General features: G+C 39.4%; 15 protein-coding genes and 1 pseudogene. 6 read left to right on the top strand and 10 right to left on the bottom strand.

Annotation, left to right across the window (positions count from 1 at the left end; genetic code table 11):
• Positions 1-15 precede the first annotated feature (15 nt).
• The 3 genes and pseudogenes from NSU19_RS03925 to NSU19_RS03915 all read right to left on the bottom strand — a co-directional run bounded on the left by NSU19_RS03925 (position 16) and on the right by NSU19_RS03915 (position 2,373).
• A complete protein-coding gene (locus NSU19_RS03925) occupies positions 16-714 on the bottom strand; it encodes an amino acid ABC transporter permease (protein ID WP_339199961.1) in 699 nt (232 codons plus the stop codon).
• An 86-nt stretch (positions 715-800) separates the two neighbouring features.
• Positions 801-1,655, bottom strand: a complete 855-nt coding sequence (locus tag NSU19_RS03920; protein WP_094245202.1) for an amino acid ABC transporter substrate-binding protein — start codon at positions 1,653-1,655, stop codon at positions 801-803.
• A 63-nt stretch (positions 1,656-1,718) separates the two neighbouring features.
• A pseudogene (locus tag NSU19_RS03915) lies at positions 1,719-2,373 on the bottom strand (amino acid ABC transporter ATP-binding protein).
• Positions 2,374-2,610: 237 nt separating this feature from the next.
• Between NSU19_RS03915 and NSU19_RS03910 the strand changes: the two are divergent.
• Entirely contained in the window at positions 2,611-3,774 is a 1,164-nt protein-coding gene (locus tag NSU19_RS03910) for an acyl-CoA dehydrogenase family protein (protein ID WP_339194354.1), read from the top strand.
• Between the two features lie 1,083 nt (positions 3,775-4,857).
• Here NSU19_RS03910 and uvrA read toward each other — a convergent pair.
• The 6 genes from uvrA to NSU19_RS03880 all read right to left on the bottom strand — a co-directional run bounded on the left by uvrA (position 4,858) and on the right by NSU19_RS03880 (position 14,335).
• Complete coding sequence (gene uvrA / locus NSU19_RS03905; RefSeq protein ID WP_339198887.1) at positions 4,858-7,734, bottom strand: excinuclease ABC subunit UvrA; 2,877 nt, start codon at positions 7,732-7,734, stop codon at positions 4,858-4,860.
• Between the two features lie 6 nt (positions 7,735-7,740).
• A complete protein-coding gene (gene uvrB / locus NSU19_RS03900) occupies positions 7,741-9,723 on the bottom strand; it encodes an excinuclease ABC subunit UvrB (RefSeq protein ID WP_094245199.1) in 1,983 nt (660 codons plus the stop codon).
• Positions 9,724-9,848: 125 nt separating this feature from the next.
• Positions 9,849-10,079 carry a DUF2198 family protein gene (locus NSU19_RS03895; RefSeq protein WP_063389185.1) on the bottom strand — a complete coding sequence of 77 codons (231 nt, stop codon included), beginning with the start codon at positions 10,077-10,079 and terminating at the stop codon, positions 9,849-9,851.
• A 486-nt stretch (positions 10,080-10,565) separates the two neighbouring features.
• Positions 10,566-10,736 carry a hypothetical protein gene (locus NSU19_RS03890; RefSeq protein ID WP_311066897.1) on the bottom strand — a complete coding sequence of 57 codons (171 nt, stop codon included), beginning with the start codon at positions 10,734-10,736 and terminating at the stop codon, positions 10,566-10,568.
• 486 nt (positions 10,737-11,222) lie between these two features.
• Entirely contained in the window at positions 11,223-12,110 is an 888-nt protein-coding gene (locus NSU19_RS03885) for an ROK family protein (protein WP_339198885.1), read from the bottom strand.
• 146 nt (positions 12,111-12,256) lie between these two features.
• Positions 12,257-14,335 carry a heavy metal translocating P-type ATPase gene (locus NSU19_RS03880; protein WP_339198883.1) on the bottom strand — a complete coding sequence of 693 codons (2,079 nt, stop codon included), beginning with the start codon at positions 14,333-14,335 and terminating at the stop codon, positions 12,257-12,259.
• Positions 14,336-14,541: 206 nt separating this feature from the next.
• Between NSU19_RS03880 and NSU19_RS03875 the strand changes: the two genes are divergently transcribed.
• From NSU19_RS03875 to NSU19_RS03855, 5 genes are all read left to right on the top strand, one after another.
• Complete coding sequence (locus NSU19_RS03875; protein ID WP_063389188.1) at positions 14,542-14,862, top strand: PadR family transcriptional regulator; 321 nt, start codon at positions 14,542-14,544, stop codon at positions 14,860-14,862.
• A 1-nt stretch (position 14,863) separates the two neighbouring features.
• Complete coding sequence (gene chrA / locus NSU19_RS03870; RefSeq protein ID WP_339198881.1) at positions 14,864-16,036, top strand: chromate efflux transporter; 1,173 nt, start codon at positions 14,864-14,866, stop codon at positions 16,034-16,036.
• 661 nt (positions 16,037-16,697) lie between these two features.
• Positions 16,698-17,006 (top strand): metalloregulator ArsR/SmtB family transcription factor, encoded by a 309-nt coding sequence (locus NSU19_RS03865; RefSeq protein ID WP_063389190.1) that lies wholly within the window; start codon positions 16,698-16,700, stop codon positions 17,004-17,006.
• Between the two features lie 14 nt (positions 17,007-17,020).
• Positions 17,021-17,932, top strand: a complete 912-nt coding sequence (locus NSU19_RS03860) for a cation diffusion facilitator family transporter (protein ID WP_339198878.1) — start codon at positions 17,021-17,023, stop codon at positions 17,930-17,932.
• Between the two features lie 21 nt (positions 17,933-17,953).
• Complete coding sequence (locus NSU19_RS03855) at positions 17,954-19,000, top strand: NAD(P)/FAD-dependent oxidoreductase (RefSeq protein WP_339198875.1); 1,047 nt, start codon at positions 17,954-17,956, stop codon at positions 18,998-19,000.
• Positions 19,001-19,316: 316 nt separating this feature from the next.
• On the opposite strand, the gene NSU19_RS03850 is transcribed toward NSU19_RS03855, so the two are convergent.
• A complete protein-coding gene (locus NSU19_RS03850; protein ID WP_339198873.1) occupies positions 19,317-20,507 on the bottom strand; it encodes a PDZ domain-containing protein in 1,191 nt (396 codons plus the stop codon).
• Positions 20,508-20,889: the final 382 nt, after the last annotated feature.

Genomic DNA, 20,889 nt, shown 5'->3' with positions numbered 1-20,889 from the left:
ATCCTTAGCAAAAAATTACTTAGATAAACTAACTCGACCTTTTTTAAACACTTTTTCGGCATAGCCGATAATACCTTCAATGAGGATACAAGTACCCCAATATACAAGAGAGATCACGACATAAATCTCAAACATTCCCATACCATGATTATTCCCTAAGATAATTCGAACTTGCCCCATAATATCAATAATACCGATCGAAAAGGCAAGTGATGTATCTTTTAACAATTCAATAATATTATTGCCTAAATTAGGCAATGAAATGACAAAAGCTTGAGGCAAAATAATTCTCCTTAGAGCTTGTGTATACGTCATGCCAACGCTGTATGCTGCTTCTAATTGCTCCGTGCCGACAGCTAAGTAAGCTGAACGGATAACTTCTGATAAATAAGCTGCTGTATGAAATGAGAATGTAATAATAACAAAAACAAGTCTGTTCCAACTATTAATATCAATATTAAAAACTAGCAATAATTGAGGCAGTCCGAAATAGACAAGAAACAGCTGAACTAATAACGGAGTACAACGTGTGAATGACAAGTAAAATGTTGCAATTCCATAAAGGATAGGCGGTTTTTGGATTCGAATAATCGCGATAATAACACCTAAAATTAAAGCGAAAAATAAAGATGTGACCAGCATGAACAATGTTAGAGGGAGCTTATCTAACACTTTCAAAAATAAATCTACCCAATCTTGTAAACTCGTGTTAATTTTGCTCACCACCTTCATTAAGAAATATATACGAATTTAAATATACCGTATTGAATGATTAATTAATCATTCAATACGGTTTTTGATTATTTCTCGTATTGGAATCCTTCTTTTTTAATATAGTCAAGGTCTTTGAAAAAGTCTACACCAAACCATTTCTCAGCTAGTTTCGGAAGCGTACCGTCTTCAATCAATTCAGCAGTTGCTTTGTCAATTTTCTCAGCTAGTTCTTTATGTTTTTTGTTATAAACAATATAAACCGGCTCTTTCGAAACGATACCACCTATTTTCAAATCCAACTTTAGCTCTTTTTGAAGAGCATCAAATGTAGTTTTGTTCAAAAAAACAGCATCTGCTTTTCCTTCAGCAACACGTTTTAAGTTATCTGCTGCTGATGGATTTTCCATACTTTCAATCTCGATCGGATTATCTGGGTTCTTTTCATTGTACCCGTTTAAAATAGCACGAAGTCCACCGCTTGGCGCCATTGGAGCGAGTTTTTTATCAACCATATCATCTAACGATTTAATATCATTTCGATCTGATTTCGTCACTAATACAGTTAAAGAGTATCCATACTCATGTTCTGGATAAAGGAATTTCTGTTCTCTTTCCGGATTTTTGAAAAACCAGTTAATCGCAAAATCGAATTTTCCTGTGTCAACCCCGATTAAATTCGATTCTTCTTCTCCAAACGTATACTCAAACTTGTATTCTGGCAATTTCTTTTCAATTTCCGCTAAATAATCCATATCATAACCGATAGGTTTATTTTGATCATCCGTATATAAAAATGGTGGATTTACTTCATCACTTAATGCCACTTTAATCACTTTTTTGCCGTCATCAGTTTCTTTACTTTCACTGTTCGAACAACCAGCGATGACGAAAATAGATAAAATGAATAAAAAGAATTTTGTCCAAATACGTTTACGTTTCATGCAGTAATTTTCCCCCCATGTAAATTTTAAAATAGTATATTCAGGCTCTATAAGAAGCCTTTTTTAAAATAGTTTTGTACGCTCATGCTTTGGATGAACTAATATTTCTTGAGGCGGTCCCTGTTCAATAATGGCGCCGCCCGCCATGAACACAGCACGATTCGCTACCTCATGAGTTACGATCACCATTGTTTTGCCTTCATCGGCAATTTTTTTAATAATCGACAGAACCTCTCCAACCATCTCAGGATCGAGCGCAAGAAGTAGGTTCATCAAATAAAATGACGGAAGGGTTTAAAGCAAGTGTCGCGCTATACCAACACGCTGCTGTTGACCGCCGGACAGCTGGCTAGGATAGTCATTCATTTTCTCTTCCAGGCCAACTTTTTTAAGTAAATCAATGCCAATTTTACGCGCTTCGGCAGCTTTCATTTTCTTTGCAACGATAAGACCTTCCATTACGTTTTCCAGCACCGTCTTATTTTTTAAATAAATTATTATGCTGAAAAACCATTGCGGTCTTTCGTCTTAGCGTTAAAATGACTTTTTTTGACGCATGTTTTCCTTCCACGGAAAACACATCAATAGTAATAGTACCCCCGTCAGGTCTTTCTAAATCATTCATACATCGAAGAAGGGTGATTCTCCCAGATCCGCTTGAATCGATAATAACTAGGACATCCCCTTTGTTTACTTTTACATCAATTCCTTTAAGAATTGAATTTTTTTAAAGCTTTTTTGAATGTCCTTTAATTCGATTATACGAATCACCTCTCTTTATTATCAAAAATATCAAAACATTGGGTTAATTGAATAATCTAAACTATAACACAACTATTCCTAGTTGTAAAGTATGAATTAAATTGTTATAATGGAAAATGTTCGTAAATTTAATAGTTCATTGAACCTATTAAAATATTAATCTGAACAGAGTTTGCTTAAGGAAGTGTGGAACGTGTCAAAAAAATTATTTGTGAAAACGGATGCGCAAAGATTGTGGATCGAAAAGCTGTTAAAGCATGAAAAGTCGTTTAAAAGTCATTCTAGGGAAAGCGATGAAAAGACAAAGTTTCCAAAAGAAAATATCCAAGCGCTTGTCAATATGGGGTATACGAAGCTCTCGCTGCCAAAAGAATACGGAGGCGGCGGCATTGGTGTTACAGATCTAGTTCTATTCCAAGAAACCATTGCTAGCTTTGATGGTGCTACAGGCCTAGCCATCGGTTGGCATCTGGGCGTCGTTGGGGAGTTGTATGAGAAAAAACTTTGGAGGGAAGAAAAGCTTGCCTCTTTTGCAAAAGAAATTTTAAACGGCGCTTTGGTGAACAGAGCAGTTAGTGAAGCAAAAACAGGCAGTCCAACCCGCGGCGGGCGCCCTGAAACGGAAGCAGTGAAAAGAGATGGCAAGTGGATTATTTCGGGCAGAAAGACATATACTACTATGTCACCTGTGCTGACACATTTTCTTGTATCTGCATGGGTTGAAGAAAAGGAAGGAATTGGATTTTTCTTAATTGAACGAGAAGCAAAGGGATTATCAATTGAAAAAAATTGGGACGTTATCGCCATGAGAGGAACAGAAAGTCACGATCTTGTGTTAGATAACGTTGAAGTAGCAGAAGAAAATTTTGTAGAGCTAAACCATGGACCGAGAGGAAATACAATAAATGGTTGGATTCTGCATATTCCCGCTTGTTATTTAGGTATTGCACAGGCGGCGCGTGATTATGCAGTGAAATTTGCGACAGAATATTCTCCAAATAGTATAAATGGAACCATTAGCCAATTGCCAAATGTACAAAATTTAATCGGTCAGATTGACTTAGAATTAATGAAAGCTAGACATTTCTTGTATAGCGTAGCGGAAATTTATGATGATGAAGCACGCCGTCCATACATTACAAACGAGCTTAGTGTTGCGAAGCATATTGTGACGAACTCAGCTATCAACATTGTCGATAAAGCGATGAGACTAGTTGGAGCAAAAAGCCTTCAACTGTCAAATCCGCTGCAGCGGTATTATCGTGATGTGAGAGCAGGGCTTCACAATCCGCCAATGGATGATATGACAATTTCTAAATTGGCTCAAACAGCCATTCAAGAAATGGAAAATAAATAATTTATATAATGCCTTCTTTTCACAGGGACTGATTTTAAAAAAGCTGATCCAAGGCGTCAAATATTTTTTTGGGTCAGCTTTTTTATGAATTAGCAATGCATCAAAGATATTCAATATATTCGGTAATTGTAGACATCGTGAGCACAATAACTAAGACGCCAGAAAATCCGATTCATAGAGTCTTCAAAATTATGAATTTGAATGAATGAAAGGAGAAACATCAGTTTATAATCGAGTAGGAGGGAGCGATTAACTCCCGTCCTCTCACACCACCGTACGTACGGTTCCGTATACGGCGGTTCAATTAAGATAATTGACGCAAGTCTTTATAACTTCCGTGAATAGCTGTTCTCTTTATGCCAGTGGTCACTCCACCCTCCAAGAGATCTCCCACGGGATTCACCGCTTCCTCCCTCAAGTGAGGTACTACGTTTTCTGTGTTCATCATGACTCACTGAATGCCAAGGGCTATTCTCTCTTAATTGTTCGGTCCTTCTTAGTTGTTCTAGACCAACTAATACTATGACCTCTGCTGACTTCTGACTGTTCAGCTATCTATCACTAGATAGGTTACCAAGGTTACTTGGCGTGCCAGCCAGACCTCCCCGGGTAAGAGTGTAATCTTTCCTTCCATCCATCTGCTTCATTTACTCTGTATCACCTTCGGCAGAAAGGGCTTTGTTTTGTCTTGCAAACTCACCCAGTGATACCTAGCCTCATATGAAGTTCGTGTTCCGAGAGACCCAAAGTTTGCCGCTCGCTTCCTTCAGATTCCGCGTCACCACGGACACCCTTGCGTTAAGCTAACTGCTACTTCTGCCTTCGCAGCTCGGGACTTTCACCCTATAGATTACACCCATGCCGGGCGCACAAAAAAGAGCCCTTTGTCACACAAAGGGCTCAACTCTGTTTTATGCGAAAAGGGGAAAGTATGTTCATATATCAAAGAAAATCAGTATTTCCTCGATTTTTCGCTGAAAGGGCTAGTAAAAATCTACAACTCATCTCCTGAAAACCGACGGAATAAAACCATCCGTTTCAGGAACACTCTTCGTCATTTAAAAGAGACTGGCAACAGCCTATTTAACTGTTTGCCGCTGCCTCTTTTTTCAAAATTAAATTTTTCATTCTCTCCCGATCCCGATCCAAAATCGGTTTTAAATATTTTCCTGTATAAGACTTTTTCGCTTCTGCCACTTCTTCAGGGGTACCCGTTGCAATGATTGTTCCTCCGCCGTCCCCGCCTTCTGGTCCAAGGTCGATGATATAGTCAGCGGATTTAATCACATCTAGGTTATGCTCAATTACAAGAACCGTATCTCCGTTTTCAACAAGCCGATGCAAAACCTTCAAGAGCCTTGCAATATCGTCAACATGCAGCCCTGTTGTCGGTTCATCTAAAATATACAGCGATCTTCCAGTAGATCTGCGATGCAGCTCTGAAGCAAGCTTTATCCGTTGTGCTTCCCCTCCGGACATTGTCGTAGCCGGCTGACCAAGTTTCATATAACCAAGTCCTACATCGTAAATGGTTTGCAGCTTCCGTTTGATTTTTGGAATATTTTCAAAGAACTGAAGTGCGTCTTCCACAGTCATTTCTAAAATATCCGCAATATTTTTTCCTTTATATGTGACTTCAAGAGTTTCCCGGTTATATCTTTTTCCGTGGCATACTTCACACGGAACATATACATCTGGAAGAAAATGCATTTCAATTTTAATGATTCCATCGCCTCGGCATGCTTCACAGCGGCCGCCCTTCACATTAAAACTGAAGCGTCCTTTTTTATAGCCTCTTACTTTCGCTTCATTCGTCGCTGCAAACACATCGCGAATATCGTCAAATACGCCGGTATACGTAGCTGGATTTGAACGCGGCGTTCTTCCAATCGGAGATTGGTCAATGCTGATGACCTTATCTAGATGTTCAATCCCTTTCATTTCTTTATAGGCACCGGGTTTTGTTTTACTGTTATTCAGCTTTTGCGCCAAGCCTTTTTGCAATATTTCATTGACTAACGTACTTTTCCCCGAACCAGATACACCTGTTACTGCCAAAAATACACCTAAAGGAAATTTGACATTTACATTTTTTAAATTGTTCTCGCTTGCTCCTTTTATTTCAATATACCTACCATCCGGTTTTCTTCTTTCGACCGGCAATGGAATGAACTTTTTCCCTGACAAATATTGTCCTGTAAGCGAACGGTCATCATTCATCACTTCTTTTGGTGTACCCGCAGCTACAACTTGACCGCCGTGCACGCCAGCTCCCGGCCCAATATCGATCAAATAATCAGCTGCAAGCATCGTATCTTCATCATGTTCAACTACAATCAACGTATTGCCGATATCCCGCATATTTTGGAGAGCACGGATCAGCCTGTCATTGTCCCGTTGATGCAAACCGATAGACGGCTCGTCCAATATATAAAGTACTCCAGTCAGTCTTGATCCGATTTGCGTGGCAAGACGGATTCTTTGAGCTTCTCCACCAGAGAGCGTACCGGCTGATCTGCTTAATGTTAAATAATCAAGACCTACCTCAATTAAAAAATTCAGCCGTTCTTTTATTTCTCTTAAAATCAAATTGGCAATTTTCATTTCTTTTTCTGTCAATGCCAATTGGTCAAAAAACTGATAGGCTTCACGAATAGACAATTGAGTGACTTGTCCGATATGGCGTCCGTTAATAAGAACAGCCAGACTTTCCTTTTTCAGTCGATGCCCTTTGCATGTCGGGCACGGCTGATTCGTCATATATTTTTCCATTTGTTCGCGTATGAAATCAGATGTCGTTTCTTTATAGCGCCGTTCTATATTGCGGACCACACCTTCAAATTCTACATAGCCTTCCCGGATTTGCCCGAAATCGTTCTCATAGCGAAAATAAATTTTTTCCCCGCCGCTTCCAAATAAAATTTTATCGAGCAGATGTTTCGGTATATCTTTAACCGGAATGTCCATATCAATACCGTAATGGTTGCAAACCGCTTGAAGAAGCTGCGGATAATATTGAGAGCTTGTCGGCTCCCACGGTGCAATTGCGTGTTCCTTTAATGTCAAGTTTTTATTTGGAATAACGAGATCCAAATCCACCTCTAGTTTTGAACCTAAGCCGTCACAAGCATGACAAGCTCCGTATGGGCTGTTAAAGGAAAACATCCGCGGTTCAAGCTCTCCAATCGAAAAACCGCAAATCGGGCAGGCATGATGTTCACTGAAAAGCAGCTCTTCGCCATCGATGATGTCAATTATGACTTTTCCATCACCTAATTTTAAAGCTGTTTCAATCGAATCGGTCAACCGGCTTATAATCCCCTCTTTCACGATCAGCCGATCCACAACGACATCGATGGAATGTTTTTTATTTTTTTCAAGAGAAATATCATCGGTAAGCTCCATCATTTCTCCGTCAATCCGCACGCGGACAAACCCTTGCTTTTTTATTTCCTCCAATGTTTTCACATGCATTCCTTTTTTTCCAGACACAATAGGAGCAAGAACCTGCAGTCTTGTCCGTTCCGGATACTCCATAATCCGGTCAACCATCTGTTCGATTGTTTGCGAAGAAATTTCTATCCCATGCACCGGACATGTCGGCCGCCCGACACGGGCAAAAAGAAGCCGTAGGTAGTCATAAATTTCTGTCACCGTTCCGACCGTTGAACGCGGATTTCTGCTTGTCGTTTTTTGATCAATCGAAATGGCCGGCGATAAGCCTTCGATCGCATCGACATCAGGTTTATCCATTTGTCCTAAAAATTGGCGGGCATAGGCAGATAAAGACTCCACATATCGCCGCTGTCCCTCTGCATAAATTGTATCAAATGCTAAAGAAGATTTGCCCGATCCCGATAAACCTGTTACAACGACAAGCTTGTCTCTTGGAATCGTGACATCAATGTTTTTTAAATTATGAGCGCGTGCACCTTTTACAACAATTTTATCCATTGCCATATCCAATCATCCTTCCGCTTTCATCTCCAAAATTAGATCGCGCAGTTCAGCAGCTCTTTCGAAATCTAATGCTTTTGCAGCTTCTTTCATTTCTTTTTCCATACGGGCTATCAGTTGTTCTCGATCTTTTTTCGACATTTTGTTCAGCTTCACAGCCTTTTCCGTTTTATATTCTGCTTCCTCTTCCGCTGCATATGTCGCCCTAATTACATCGCGAATATCTTTTTGAATCGTTTTTGGCGTAATGCCATGTTGACGGTTATATTCCTCTTGAATCGCACGACGCCGTTTTGTTTCGTTTATGGCGATTTCCATCGATTTTGTGATTGTATCAGCATACATAATGACATGCCCGTTTGCGTTCCGAGCCGCCCGTCCGATTGTTTGAATAAGAGAACGTTCCGAACGAAGAAATCCTTCTTTATCTGCATCCAAAATTGCAACGAGAGAGACCTCCGGAATATCAAGCCCTTCCCTGAGCAAATTGATCCCGACCAACACTTCATGTTTGCCAAGGCGCAGGTCGCGGATAATTTCAATGCGCTCGAGCGTTTTAATTTCGGAATGGAGATATGTCACCTTAATCCCGATTTCCCGCAAATAATCCGTTAAATCTTCCGCCATTTTTTTCGTTAATGTGGTCACAAGCACCCGCTCATTCCGTTTAACCCGCTTTTGAATTTCGCCGATTAAATCGTCTATTTGCCCTTCAACAGGTCGGACGTCAATGGTTGGATCTAAAAGTCCAGTCGGGCGGATAATCTGTTCAACAACAACCGGCGTATGCTCCAGCTCATACGGCCCAGGGGTGGCAGAAACATAAATGACATGTTTCATATGCTTTTCAAATTCCTCAAATTTTAACGGACGGTTGTCAAGTGCTGAAGGCAAACGGAATCCATGATCGACAAGCACTTGTTTTCTCGCCTGGTCGCCGTTGTACATCCCACGGATTTGCGGAATCGTCACATGCGACTCGTCAATGACGATCAAAAAATCATCTCCAAAATAATCTAAAAGCGTATAAGGAGTCGAACCGGGCGGTCTTAATGTAAGATGACGGGAGTAGTTTTCAATCCCGGAGCAAAAGCCCATCTCCCGCATCATTTCTAAATCATATCTTGTCCGTTGCTCGAGCCGTTGCGCTTCCAAAAGCTTTCCATTCTCCCGCAGTTCATGCAGCCGTTCCTCAAGCTCCTTTTCAATATTAGCAATGGCAATTTTCATTTTTTCTTCTCTTGTCACAAAGTGTGATGCCGGGAAAATCGCTACATGCTCCCGCTCTCCAATAATTTCGCCTGTCAGCGCATCAACTTCACGGATACGGTCGATTTCATCTCCGAAAAATTCCACGCGGATACAATGTTCATCGCGCGAAGCAGGGAAAATTTCCACTACATCCCCGCGCACGCGAAAAGTTCCCCTGCGAAAATCTACATCATTTCTTTCATACTGCACATCCACTAAACGGCGCAGCAAGTCATTGCGCTCGATTTCCATTCCTGTGCGAAGACTAACGACCAGCTCACGATATTCTTCTGGCGAACCTAAACCATATATGCAAGAAACGCTTGCGATAATAATAACATCTTTCCGTTCAAACAATGCAGAGGTGGCCGAATGTCTTAATTTATCAATTTCATCATTAATGCTCGCATCTTTTTCAATATACGTATCTGTTTGCGGAACATACGCTTCCGGCTGATAATAGTCATAATAGCTGACAAAATATTCAACTGCATTGTTCGGGAAAAATTCTTTAAACTCGCTATACAGCTGTCCGGCAAGCGTTTTATTATGGGCAATAACCAGCGTCGGTTTGTTCACTTCTTTAATCACATTGGATATCGTAAACGTTTTGCCAGTTCCAGTTGCACCTAACAATGTCTGATGTTTTTTTCCTTGCCTGATTCCCTCCACCAGCTCTTTGATAGCTTTCGGCTGATCTCCTTGAGGCTGGTAATTTGAAACTAATTCAAACCGATCCATGGAACATCCTCCAATTCAGAAACTTATATTTTATTTTAACATATAATCAGGCTGAATCACCAAAAATACGAACTGACGTTTGATTTTCATAGACAATAAAAACCTGTCAATCGTGTTGAACAGGTTTAAGTAGATGTTTTCTTATCCTTTTTCATGCTTCTGGCAGCGATAAAACCAGCTGCTAAGCTGGCTACATCCAAAATGGCGATATAAATAGTATCCATATGACCTGCAAAATAAGAGGCAATTAATAAACCAGCCGTCAACAATGTCCCAACGACATGACTATATGTAACTCTTGTGAAAAATAAGACAAGCAAAAAAGGGGCGAATGCGGCAAACACAAGCTTGATCATAAAAAAACCTCTTTTCGTCAACGGTTATACATTTATTATATTGAAGCCCTCAAAAAGCTTTCAAGCAAAACCACAAAAGAGAAGGGAAAAATAAGCCAATGCAAAGAATAAAAAATGATGCGATGTATAGCGGTCAGAAAACCTAGGATACAGGGGAAATAGTTGAAATCGATGAAGTCAAAATAAACGGCTTTATGATTATATTTAAATGCAATAATGAAGCTCATAGGCTAAAAAATTCGCCTTTATAAAAGCAACTTTTATACTATATTTACTTTTTTCTTACGGTCACCCCCTAAGACTACCCTAAGCATATAAAAAAGCATCCAATAGCCGCCTTTTTTCACTATTGGATACTCTTTCTTAATCTTGAGATAGATAAAACAAATGATCTAAATTTACATATGAAATATCGTATTCAGAATTTACTGCATGTAATATTTTTTGATAATCTTCCACCTTAAGATCTAGTGGTAGATTTTCAAACTATTCTCCATTTACATGAAAATCCAGTATTAATGCACAAAAATCTTTACCATCAACTAAATCCATTGCAAACTCTCTAAAAATATCTGCATCTTCTTCATTTAACTGTTCATCTGACAATACATAGATTTTTATTACATTTTGAAATTGTTGAATATCCTCTTCATTCATGTATTTATAAAGGTCTTCTTAATCCCCGATAATAAGATATCCCATAGACATACTGTTTTTAAATAATAAATAAATTTCTAAATCCCTAAGTCTAATTTGTCTTTTTTAAGATATATAATTTAATTGATTCTCCCTCTAAATGTAGAGATGTTTAATAATTGTTTAAAGATTAAAAAATATTTTTCAATATTCGTTTTGTTTCAGCATATACATTGCAATACTCCTGAACTCCACTTATCAAAAAATGAATGCTTCCAGCCACCTAAACTTAATCATCTCAGCTGTAACATAAAGAGCTGTTAGGTCACCGAGCAATATCTTGGATCAATTCTCTTTAGCATTAGTTTTAGCTTTATCTAATTCTTTTTGGTTCTTAACTGCATTCTTGAAAGTTTCCTTTTCTTGTACACATTTTTTGTATGCCTGATTTTATTTTATGGCTTGGGTTATCTGTAACGATTATTTGCCGATAAATGTTCTTGAGCTTTATTTTTGATTATTCTCCAAAAACGCCTCATATGCTAAACCGATTGCTCCGCAAAGTCCCGCATTATCCCCTAATCCGGGCGGAACAATATAATCTGCAATGTTTTCTAGCACCACTTCATGGCGAACATAACCGTTTAATAAAGCTTGAACATTTTGATGTATAAGGGGGAACAATTGCTTTTGTTTGGCGACTCCGCCGCCAATTATTATTTTTTTAGGCGATAAAACGAGTATAAGGTTGGCAATTCCTTGTGCAATATAGTACGCTTCCAAATCCCATACTTTCTCATTTTTTTCTAATTCTTGCCCCTTTTTTCCCCAGCGTTTTTCTATTGCTGGACCGGATGCCATTCCTTCCAAGCAATCTTTGTGATACGGACAATTGCCGGCAAACGAATCTTCAGGATGGCGCCGAACAAGCATATGCCCCATTTCCGGATGGATTAGCCCGTGTACTAGATGTCCTTCAGAGATGGCACTGACTCCGATCCCGGTACCGATCGTCATATAAATGCAGCTATTCAGACCTTTCGCAGCCCCCCATTTCATTTCCCCCAGCGCTGCTGCATTGACGTCGGTATCAAAGCCAATTGGAATAGGGAATTCTTTTTTTATCGTTCCGACAAGATTTATATTCGCCCACTGTAGCTTCGGAGTAGATGTTATGTATCCGAATGTTTCGCTTGTGCGATCTAAATCAATCGGACCGAATGAGCCAATTCCAAGCGCTTTAATATCTTTATCCCGAAAAAATTTGACCACTTGTTCAAGTACTTCATCAGGCGTTGTCGTCGGAAAAGAAGTCCGCTCGATGATATTTCCGTTTTCATCTCCAATTCCACAGACAAATTTTGTTCCGCCCGCTTCAATTGCACCTAAAAGCATGCACAATTCCTCCCATGATTTTGTCCATAATGTTATGTCCAATTTTTCATTAGCGGCAGGTTGTCAAATTAATAAGATTATAATAAATGTCATATGTTTATGGAAGAGAAATATTAAAAAATGCAAGAAAAAAAGGCGATCAGCCATTAGCTGAAAGCCTCATTTAGAAGTTTTTTATTTCGTTCCCATAAAATCGTTAAACTAATGAGGGTCACTAAAACAGTCGCCCCCATATCAGACAGAATGGCTATCCAAAGCGTAAGCCAGCCTGGAATCGTCAGCAGCAGTGCAGCGGCTTTTAAACCTAGAGCAATCCCGATGTTTAACTTGATGATTCTATTAACTTTTTTGGCGGTTGAAATAGCTTCAGGCAGCTTTCCTAAATGATCTTGCATTAAAACGATATCAGCCGTTTCAATTGCGCTGTCTGTTCCTTTTCCCATTGCAATGCCTAAATCAGCAGCTGCGAGCGCAGGCGCATCATTAATACCATCTCCGATCATTGCCGTTTTTCCTGAGAGAGACAGCTCTTTTACCTTTTCCACCTTTTCTTCCGGCAGAAGGTTTGCAAAATATTCACTTAAACCAACCTTTTTCGCCACTTTTTCAGCAGTTTTTTCGTGGTCTCCTGTCAACATGACAGTTCTCTTCACACCTGTTCGGTGAAGCATGCGGATCACCTGGCTGCTTTCCTGTCGAATTTCATCCGCTATACCGACCATACCGAGAACGTTTTTGTCATCTGAAACCAAAACGATTGTTAGTCCTTCCTGTTTAAAGGCCTTTATGTCTTCCTTTACATTTTCGCTGAGCGAAAGATGTTGAATCGTTTTTTCATTGCCGACACGGTATTCCTTCCCGTCTATCTCCGCTTTTATTCCCTCACCTGATGTTGCAACAACGGAGTGAGCCTCCAAAAGGGAAACGTTTAACTCATCTATTTTTTTCATAATGGCTTTAGCGATCGGATGAGTAGAGGATTTTTCAATTGATCCGATGATGCTCCAAAAAGAAGGATCATATTCTACAAACTTCTCTACATAGGGCTCCCCTTTTGTCAGTGTTCCTGTTTTATCAAAAGCTATTATTCCAATTTTCCCTAATTGCTCTAAATAAACCCCGCCTTTTACAAGAATGCCTTTGCGTGCATTTCTCGTGATTCCTGAAACGATAGCAATGGGAGAGGATAAAACTAATGCACATGGACAGCCGACAATTAACACTGCCAATCCTTGATATAAAGATGTTCTCCAATCAACTCCTAAGAAAAGCGGCGGAATAAAAATAACGACAAGAGAGATAAGCATGATCAAAGGAGTATAATATTTCGCAAACTTATTAATGAATTGCTCAGTCGGCGTTTTTGTTTCCTGCGCTTCTTCAACTAAATGCAAAATTTTCGCTAGAGACGATTCTTCGTAAGGCTTTGTTATCCGAACTTTCAAAATTCCTTCATTATTAATGCTTCCGCCAAACACTTCATCTTTTGCTTCCTTTTCAACAGGGAGAGATTCTCCAGTAATGGCCGCTTCATTAACTGAGCTTTTCCCTTCCACCACTATCCCATCCGATGGAATTTTTTCACCGGCTTTGACAAGAACAATATCCCCTGCCTTGATGTCATGAATGGAAACTTTCTTTTCCTGGCCATCTATAACAATCGTAGCTTCATTCGGCGCAACTTCTAAAAGCGATTCGATAGAACGACGGGCCTTTTCCATTCCCAAGCCCTCTAAATATTCGTTCACTCCAAATAAAATGGCAACAACAGCACCTTCCTTCCACTCTCCAATGCCAAAAGCTCCAATCAAAGCAATTGTCATAAGGGTGTCAATATTAAATTTCAATCGAACGAGGTTTTTGGCCCCTTTCAAAAATGTTTTATATCCGCTGATCACCGTAGCAATTATATACATTGTAACAGCGGCGGATTGTGATAATGTTTTTTCGAACACAACAGCAGCTATAAAAGCTAAAACCGAGAGCAAAACGAGCCACAATAAATAAGAATGTGTATCTTCATGTTTATTTTCTTCCTCAATATAGGCCCCATCCGATGCTAAAATTTTTTTGACTTTCGCAATATTAATTTCTTCATTGACATACAGTTTGCTAGATTGAAAATTTAATTTTGCATTTTCTCCATATTCAAGCTTTTGGATTTCCTCTTCCAGATTCTTTGCGCAATTTGCACAAGACAATCCCTTTACCCGATACTGAATCATTCTCTAATCCTCCAATGAAATAGAGTACACATTGCAGTATATGTGTTTATATGAATAAGTGTTCATATTTTATATGTCCATTTTATGAAAAGACAATTCAATTGTCAAATATTTTCGTAAATATAATTTTGACATGTACATATGAATAACCTTACAATATTAATGTTATCGAAATTCGATATCGATTCTCAAAATGGGGGGTAAAAATGGAAGATAAAGTGTTGCGCAAGCTTTTTCTCGGTTTTATACATATTCATATTTTACATCATGCAAGCGAACATCCTATATTCGGCTTGTGGATGCTTGAGGAACTGAAAAGTCATGGCTACAACATAAGTGCAGGGACTCTTTATCCGATTCTCCACGCAATGGAAAAGGACGGACTGTTAGAAAAAACAGAACAAAATGTAGAAGGAAAAATACGAAAATATTATACAACTACACAGAAAGGGAAAGCCGTTCTGAAAGAAGCCCGGACGAAAGCGTACGAGCTTTTTAAAGAAATACATAATGAAGGTGGGGGATAACATGAAGGAATCAAAATGGAAAACGCTGTTCGAGATATTTGCCATTTCCACAAAGCTTGGATTGACCTCATTTGGGGGGCCAATCGCCCATTTAGGATATTTTCATGAAGAATATATTCGGAGAAGAAAATGGTTGGATGAAAAGAGCTATGCAGATTTGGTTGCTTTATGCCATTTTTTACCCGGACCTGCCAGCAGCCAAGCCGGGGTCGGCATCGGTCTCATGCGGGGAGGAATATTAGGCGGACTTTGCGCCTTTATCGGCTTTACGTTTCCGTCTGCAATCGCACTGATGATCTTTGCTCTTATTCTTAAAGAGTTACATATTGTTGATGCCGGCTGGATTCACGGCTTAAAGATTGTTGCTGCTGTTGTAGTCGCCCATGCTGTTATTGGAATGGCACAAAAACTTGCCCCTGACCTAGGGAGAAAAGCCATCGCATTAGGCGCGCTAGTCGTTACTTTATTATGGCAACATGCTTTTTCCCAAGTTGTCGTCATGTTGCTAGCGGCTTTTATTGGATTTTTATTATATACAAAAGTAGAAGAAGATACCCAGACTTCGTTGCAGGTGCCGATTTCAACACGATTTGCCGCAAGCTGTTTATTGTTATTTTTCGGGCTTCTCCTTTTCCTTCCTTTATTAAAAGTGTGGACTTCTTCTTACTGGATCGGCTTGTTCGACAGCTTTTACCGCTCTGGATCTCTCGTATTTGGGGGAGGACATGTGGTGCTCCCGCTGCTTGAACAGGAATTTATTCCAACAGGAATGTTAACAGAAAAAGAATTTTTGGCTGGTTACGGAGCAGCACAGGCAGTTCCTGGTCCTTTGTTTACATTTGCTTCTTATATTGGAGCGGTCATGAATGGATGGGCTGGGGGATTCGTTGCAACTTGCGCCATCTTTCTTCCGGCAATTCTGCTCATTTTTGGTACATTACCGTTTTGGGGAAAGCTTCGAAGCAATTCAAAGATTAATGGTGCGTTAATGGGCATACAAGCTGCTGTCGTCGGAATTTTAATTGCCGCTTTTTATGATCCGATCTGGATAAGCTCCATTAATCGTCCGATTGATTTCGCTTTTGCTGCAATTTTATTCAGTATGCTCGCTTATTGGAGGATAGCTCCATGGATTATCGTCTTAACGGGCGCCATTGGCGGCTTGTTCTTGTAAAATTAGATCTGCTGACACAAAGATCCTTCAGGTTTCATTTGATATGATCCCTCTTATGTAGACCTGTCTACCATAAGAGGGATTCCTTTACGGCTAAACCGGACAAAGTATGCCCTTTTCCGACATTTTTTGATCTGGCAGAAGCTGCTATTCATGCCCGGCTTCACCTGTTCCTGTATGAAGGCTAGCCGACAGCGTGAATTAACCAAGTTAACGTTTAGGCAAGGCTGTTCAAGAACGAGAGGTTATCTTCTGCTAGTCAATAATTAAAATAAACATATTGAAATGCTCAATTTCCATGCTTGGCAGCTTCTCAAAAAGATAACTGAATCGACTTCTCAATGATTGCTCGCAAGTACCCTGAAATGTCCTTATACGATCAATTTAGAAATTCTCTCCAGCTGCAATCTACTTTGAAGCAATCATCTTTTAAAAACTGCTTCATTTATCTCATTGCTATTGTCACTTTTAACGAGCTCTTAGATTTCTTAAGCCCACTGAAAATGCCTCAGAACTAGTTGACCGTATTTCCAATCTGAAAGGTTCCCTCCTCATTATGTACTGTTAAACAGATTTCCTAAACTTGACAAAATACAGAATGCAAAATACAATAAAATATGAACATATGCTCATATATAATAAAAGAACGAGGGAATTATGAATGAAGACGGAAGATCATTCTTTCTTAAAACCTGAAACAATTGAACATATATCGCAAATATTTAAGGTGTTAGCCGACCCTACTCGAATTAAAATTCTTTATTTGTTATCACAAGAAGAGTGCAGCGTAAATCATATTGCCGAAGTGTTGGAAATGTCTCAATCAGCAGTTTCCCATCAGCTTAGTATATTGCGAAATCTTAGACTTATTAAGTATCGCCGTGAAGGAAAAACACTGATTTACTCCTGTAATGACGAACACGTTTTTTCATTATTAAAACAAGCCATTGATCATTCTGAACATCAGTAAGGAGGCATTTGACCATGAACAGCCATCACCACTCTCACGACCATCACGACTTTAACAGGGAAAACAATAAAAAAGGACTTATAATTGCACTGCTCATTACTGTTGGAATTTTGCTGTTAGAGTTTTTCGGGGGGTTAATGACAAACAGTCTGGCCCTTCTTTCTGACTCTGGACATATGCTTAGTGACGCCAGTTCGCTTGCTCTTAGCCTAATTGCTATATGGTTTGCGGCCAAACCAGCCTCCCCAAATAAAACGTATGGCTTTTATCGTTTTGAAATTTTAGCCGCTTTGTTTAATGGAGTTACCTTGTTTGTTATCGCTGGATTTATCATTTGGGAAGCTGTTCAGCGTTTTTTCAATCCGCCGACTGTAGCAAGCGGCTCGATGATGTTGATTGCGTCTATTGGTCTTTTTGCTAATCTTTTAAGCGCCTGGGTGTTAATGAGAAAAGGTGATGTGAAACATAATGTCAATGTTCGCAGCGCTTATCTTCACGTTATCGGCGATGCTTTAGGCTCTGTCGGAGCCATTGCTGCAGGATTCATCATGTGGCTCTTTGGCTGGTATATAGCAGACCCTATTATTTCCATTTTAGTTGCTTTATTAATATTAAAAGGCGCTTGGGGAGTTTTGAAGCATAGCATACACATTTTGATGGAAGGAACGCCCGTTACCATTGATCAAAATGAAGTGAAGAAAGCCTTAAAAAGTATTGAAGGTGTGAAGGATGTTCACGACCTGCATATTTGGACGATTACATCAGGTTTAGATTCACTAAGCTGCCATATTTTAATTGAAGATCATCATGACAGTCAAAAAGTGTTACAAGCTGCCATTCACATGATTGAAGAAAAATTTAAGATTTTGCATACAACCATTCAAATTGAAACCTCTCAAATCCATCATGGAAAAATGAAAGTCTAGCTTTTTTCGGAGTTGATTGAAATGGGACAAAATGTTGATGTTCTTGTAATCGGTGCTGGCCAAGCAGGATTAGCGATGGGGTATTATCTAAAGCAACACGATATATTATTTGCCATTGTCGGCAAGGAAAATCGAATCGGAGATGTTTGGAGAAATCGTTACGATTCTTTAGTGCTTTTTACCCCTCGATCGTTTAGCTCCTTGCCAGGAATGGTCTTAAAGGGTGACCCGGACGGATATCCAACTAAGGATGAAATAGCCGATTATTTAGAGGATTATGCTCAAAAATTCGAATTACCTATTCATCTGAATACAGAAGTCATTTCTCTTCAAAAAGAAAATGAGATTTTTAAAGTGACAACCAACCATAGGAGATATATGGCAAATAAAGTGGTTATAGCAACAGGGCCTTTTCAAAAGCCTTATCTTCCACCATTTGCCGAAAGCTTATACGATCAAGTGTATCAAGTGCATACATCCGGCTATTTGAATCCATCTCAATTGCAAGATGGCTCTGTTTTAGTAGTCGGTGCAGGAAATTCTGAAGCGCAAATTGCAGTTGAATTGTCCGAAGACAGAGAAGTTTATTTATCAGTAGGTCATAAAATGAGATTTCTCCCACTTGAAATTATGGGGAAAAGTATTTTCTGGTGGTTTCAAAAAATAGGTTTATTAGACGTCCATATCAATAGCCCGTTAGGCAGGTTGATCAGTAAACAAAGCGATCCTATTTTCGGTAAAGAGCTGAAACATTTATTACAAGAAGGCAAAATAAAAATGAAGCCTAAAACAGAGAGTGTTTCAGGAGATGTTATCTCTTTTGCAGATAACAGTCAAATTCAAGTTCAAAATGTCATTTGGGCAACCGGATTTTATTTTGATTACAGCTGGATACAAATTCCTAATGTTTTAGATCATAGAGGAAAGCCCGTTCACCAACGAGGGGTTACTCCTGTGAAAGGATTGTACTTCTTAGGATTGCCTTGGCAATATCGGAGAGGCTCCGCTCTTATCGGAGGGGTGGGCGCCGATGCAGAGTACTTGATAAATGATATTTTAAACCATTGAAGGTGCTTGCAATGTTTAGCTAAAGTTTTTCTAGCCGCGGCTATTTTCATGATTAGACATATTTACTGAAAGGCTTCAAATATTATTGAACAATGTCAGTTCCTTTGTACAATAATTTCTCGAGCCTAATTCTGCTAGCTATAACATTTTTTGACGTAAAAAACCACTTAGCCAATCATTGACTAAGTGGTTTGATGTGATAGAGAAAATATACCTTTATCGTTCCGGAAAAAAAATGAAACTCATTCCGAAGAATTATGGCCTATCCCTAAAAATTATGTCGCTATTCCGGTTGATTATGAACCATTCATACCGGTTAAGAGGCTTCTGACTTCCACTTCTCACCTTGCACAAAGAGCAAGCCGAGTTCATGATGCTCCCCTTCGTATAAGGCGCGTTGGACAAAACGGATTTCTTTGTTATGTCCTAGTACCTCCAACTTACAATGCGTCCTGCTTATCTGCAGCGCTTCGTAAAATTCGTACGTTGTTTTTACATTTTTTCCATTCACCTTTGTTATAACTTCTCCCGCTTTTATTCCCATTTTCTCTCCCGGGGATTGAGGAAGCGTGCCTAATACGACCAGTCCATAATCTTGTTTCGAGAAATAAAAAGCGGCCGAATTATCATTCATCCTTTGTTTTACAGTTATTAATCCCTTTCCTATCAATGCAAGAGCCGCGGCAACAAACGACAGAAATGGAGCCCACAACGAAGCAGCAGCAACAACAAGAGAAATAATTCCAAGAATCGAAATGCGCCGGCCTGTTACTTGAATGCTTTCCTTTGGCAAAGACCCTTGAATTCTTTGATAAAAACCGACAAAATACGGAATCATCACGAGCATAAATGGTTCACCATTTAAAGAAATAATTGGCCACCAAGAAAAAGGAGATTCCAATGAACCGCCTGGAACTAAAAGCATTAACGGAATCATCCATGTTCTGTTCGCTACATGATTCCCAATCGGCATTCCTCTCTTGCTTTTTATGATAAATGGGGATGTATGGTAATGTGCTGTTCGATAGATGAGAATCCCTTCACAAATAAGCAAAAAGCTCAAAAATAGCGACAAGACGCTGTAGTTTGTTTTATCAAGGCTCACAAAAAATTCATCGATCCAAGGAGATTGATCTGCCACTCCATTTAATAAAGCTGTTAAAAAAATCGTTCCGCCCAATGAGATCGTTGATGACAAAAAACGCGGCTGAAAAGTTAAACTAACAGCCAGCAGCCAAATAGTCAATAAAACGAGTGTTCCGAATGGAATCCACAGTCCTAGAAGCATGAAAAGAACAGAAAGGATAAGGCCAGCGATAATTCCCTTCGTATAAGTAAAACGAATATCGTCAAACACATCATATACGCGCACATGAAAAGATTTTCGTTCTCTTCTAACCCGCCAATATCCATTTAAAAAGGAAAAAATGAGAAAGAAATACAAAAGCGGATGCAAGAAAAAACGGCCTATGCTGAAAAGCAATTCTAAAAGCCATTGTCCAACCAAACGGCCCACCCCTTTTACGAATCATATGAGACTTTCCTCTATTTTATCAAATCTTTTAAAAAAGAAGCTAGAACGTCATATAAAAAACTGGAAATAGGTAAAAAGGCCGATTGACCAAATTCATGGAGCAGCGGCTTTTTTGGCTTCATACCGCTTTTTTCTAAAAAGCTGAATGAATCAAACTTGCAGCAAATTGATCAAAAAATTGAGCAAGGAAACAGCCACTTAACAATGCCGCTCTGTCACTTCCCAATGATTTAAATCGAGTAGGAGGGGGTGACTAACCCCCGTCCTCTCACACCACCGTACGTACGGTTCCGTATACGGCGGTTCAATTAAGATAATTGACGCAAGTCTTTATAACTTCCGTGAATAGCTGTTC

Origin of the sequence: Aeribacillus sp. FSL k6-2211, assembly GCF_037966125.1 — a bacterium.
Lineage (GTDB): Bacteria > Bacillota > Bacilli > Bacillales > Aeribacillaceae > Aeribacillus > Aeribacillus composti.
This window is presented reverse-complemented; position numbering and strand designations above follow the sequence as displayed.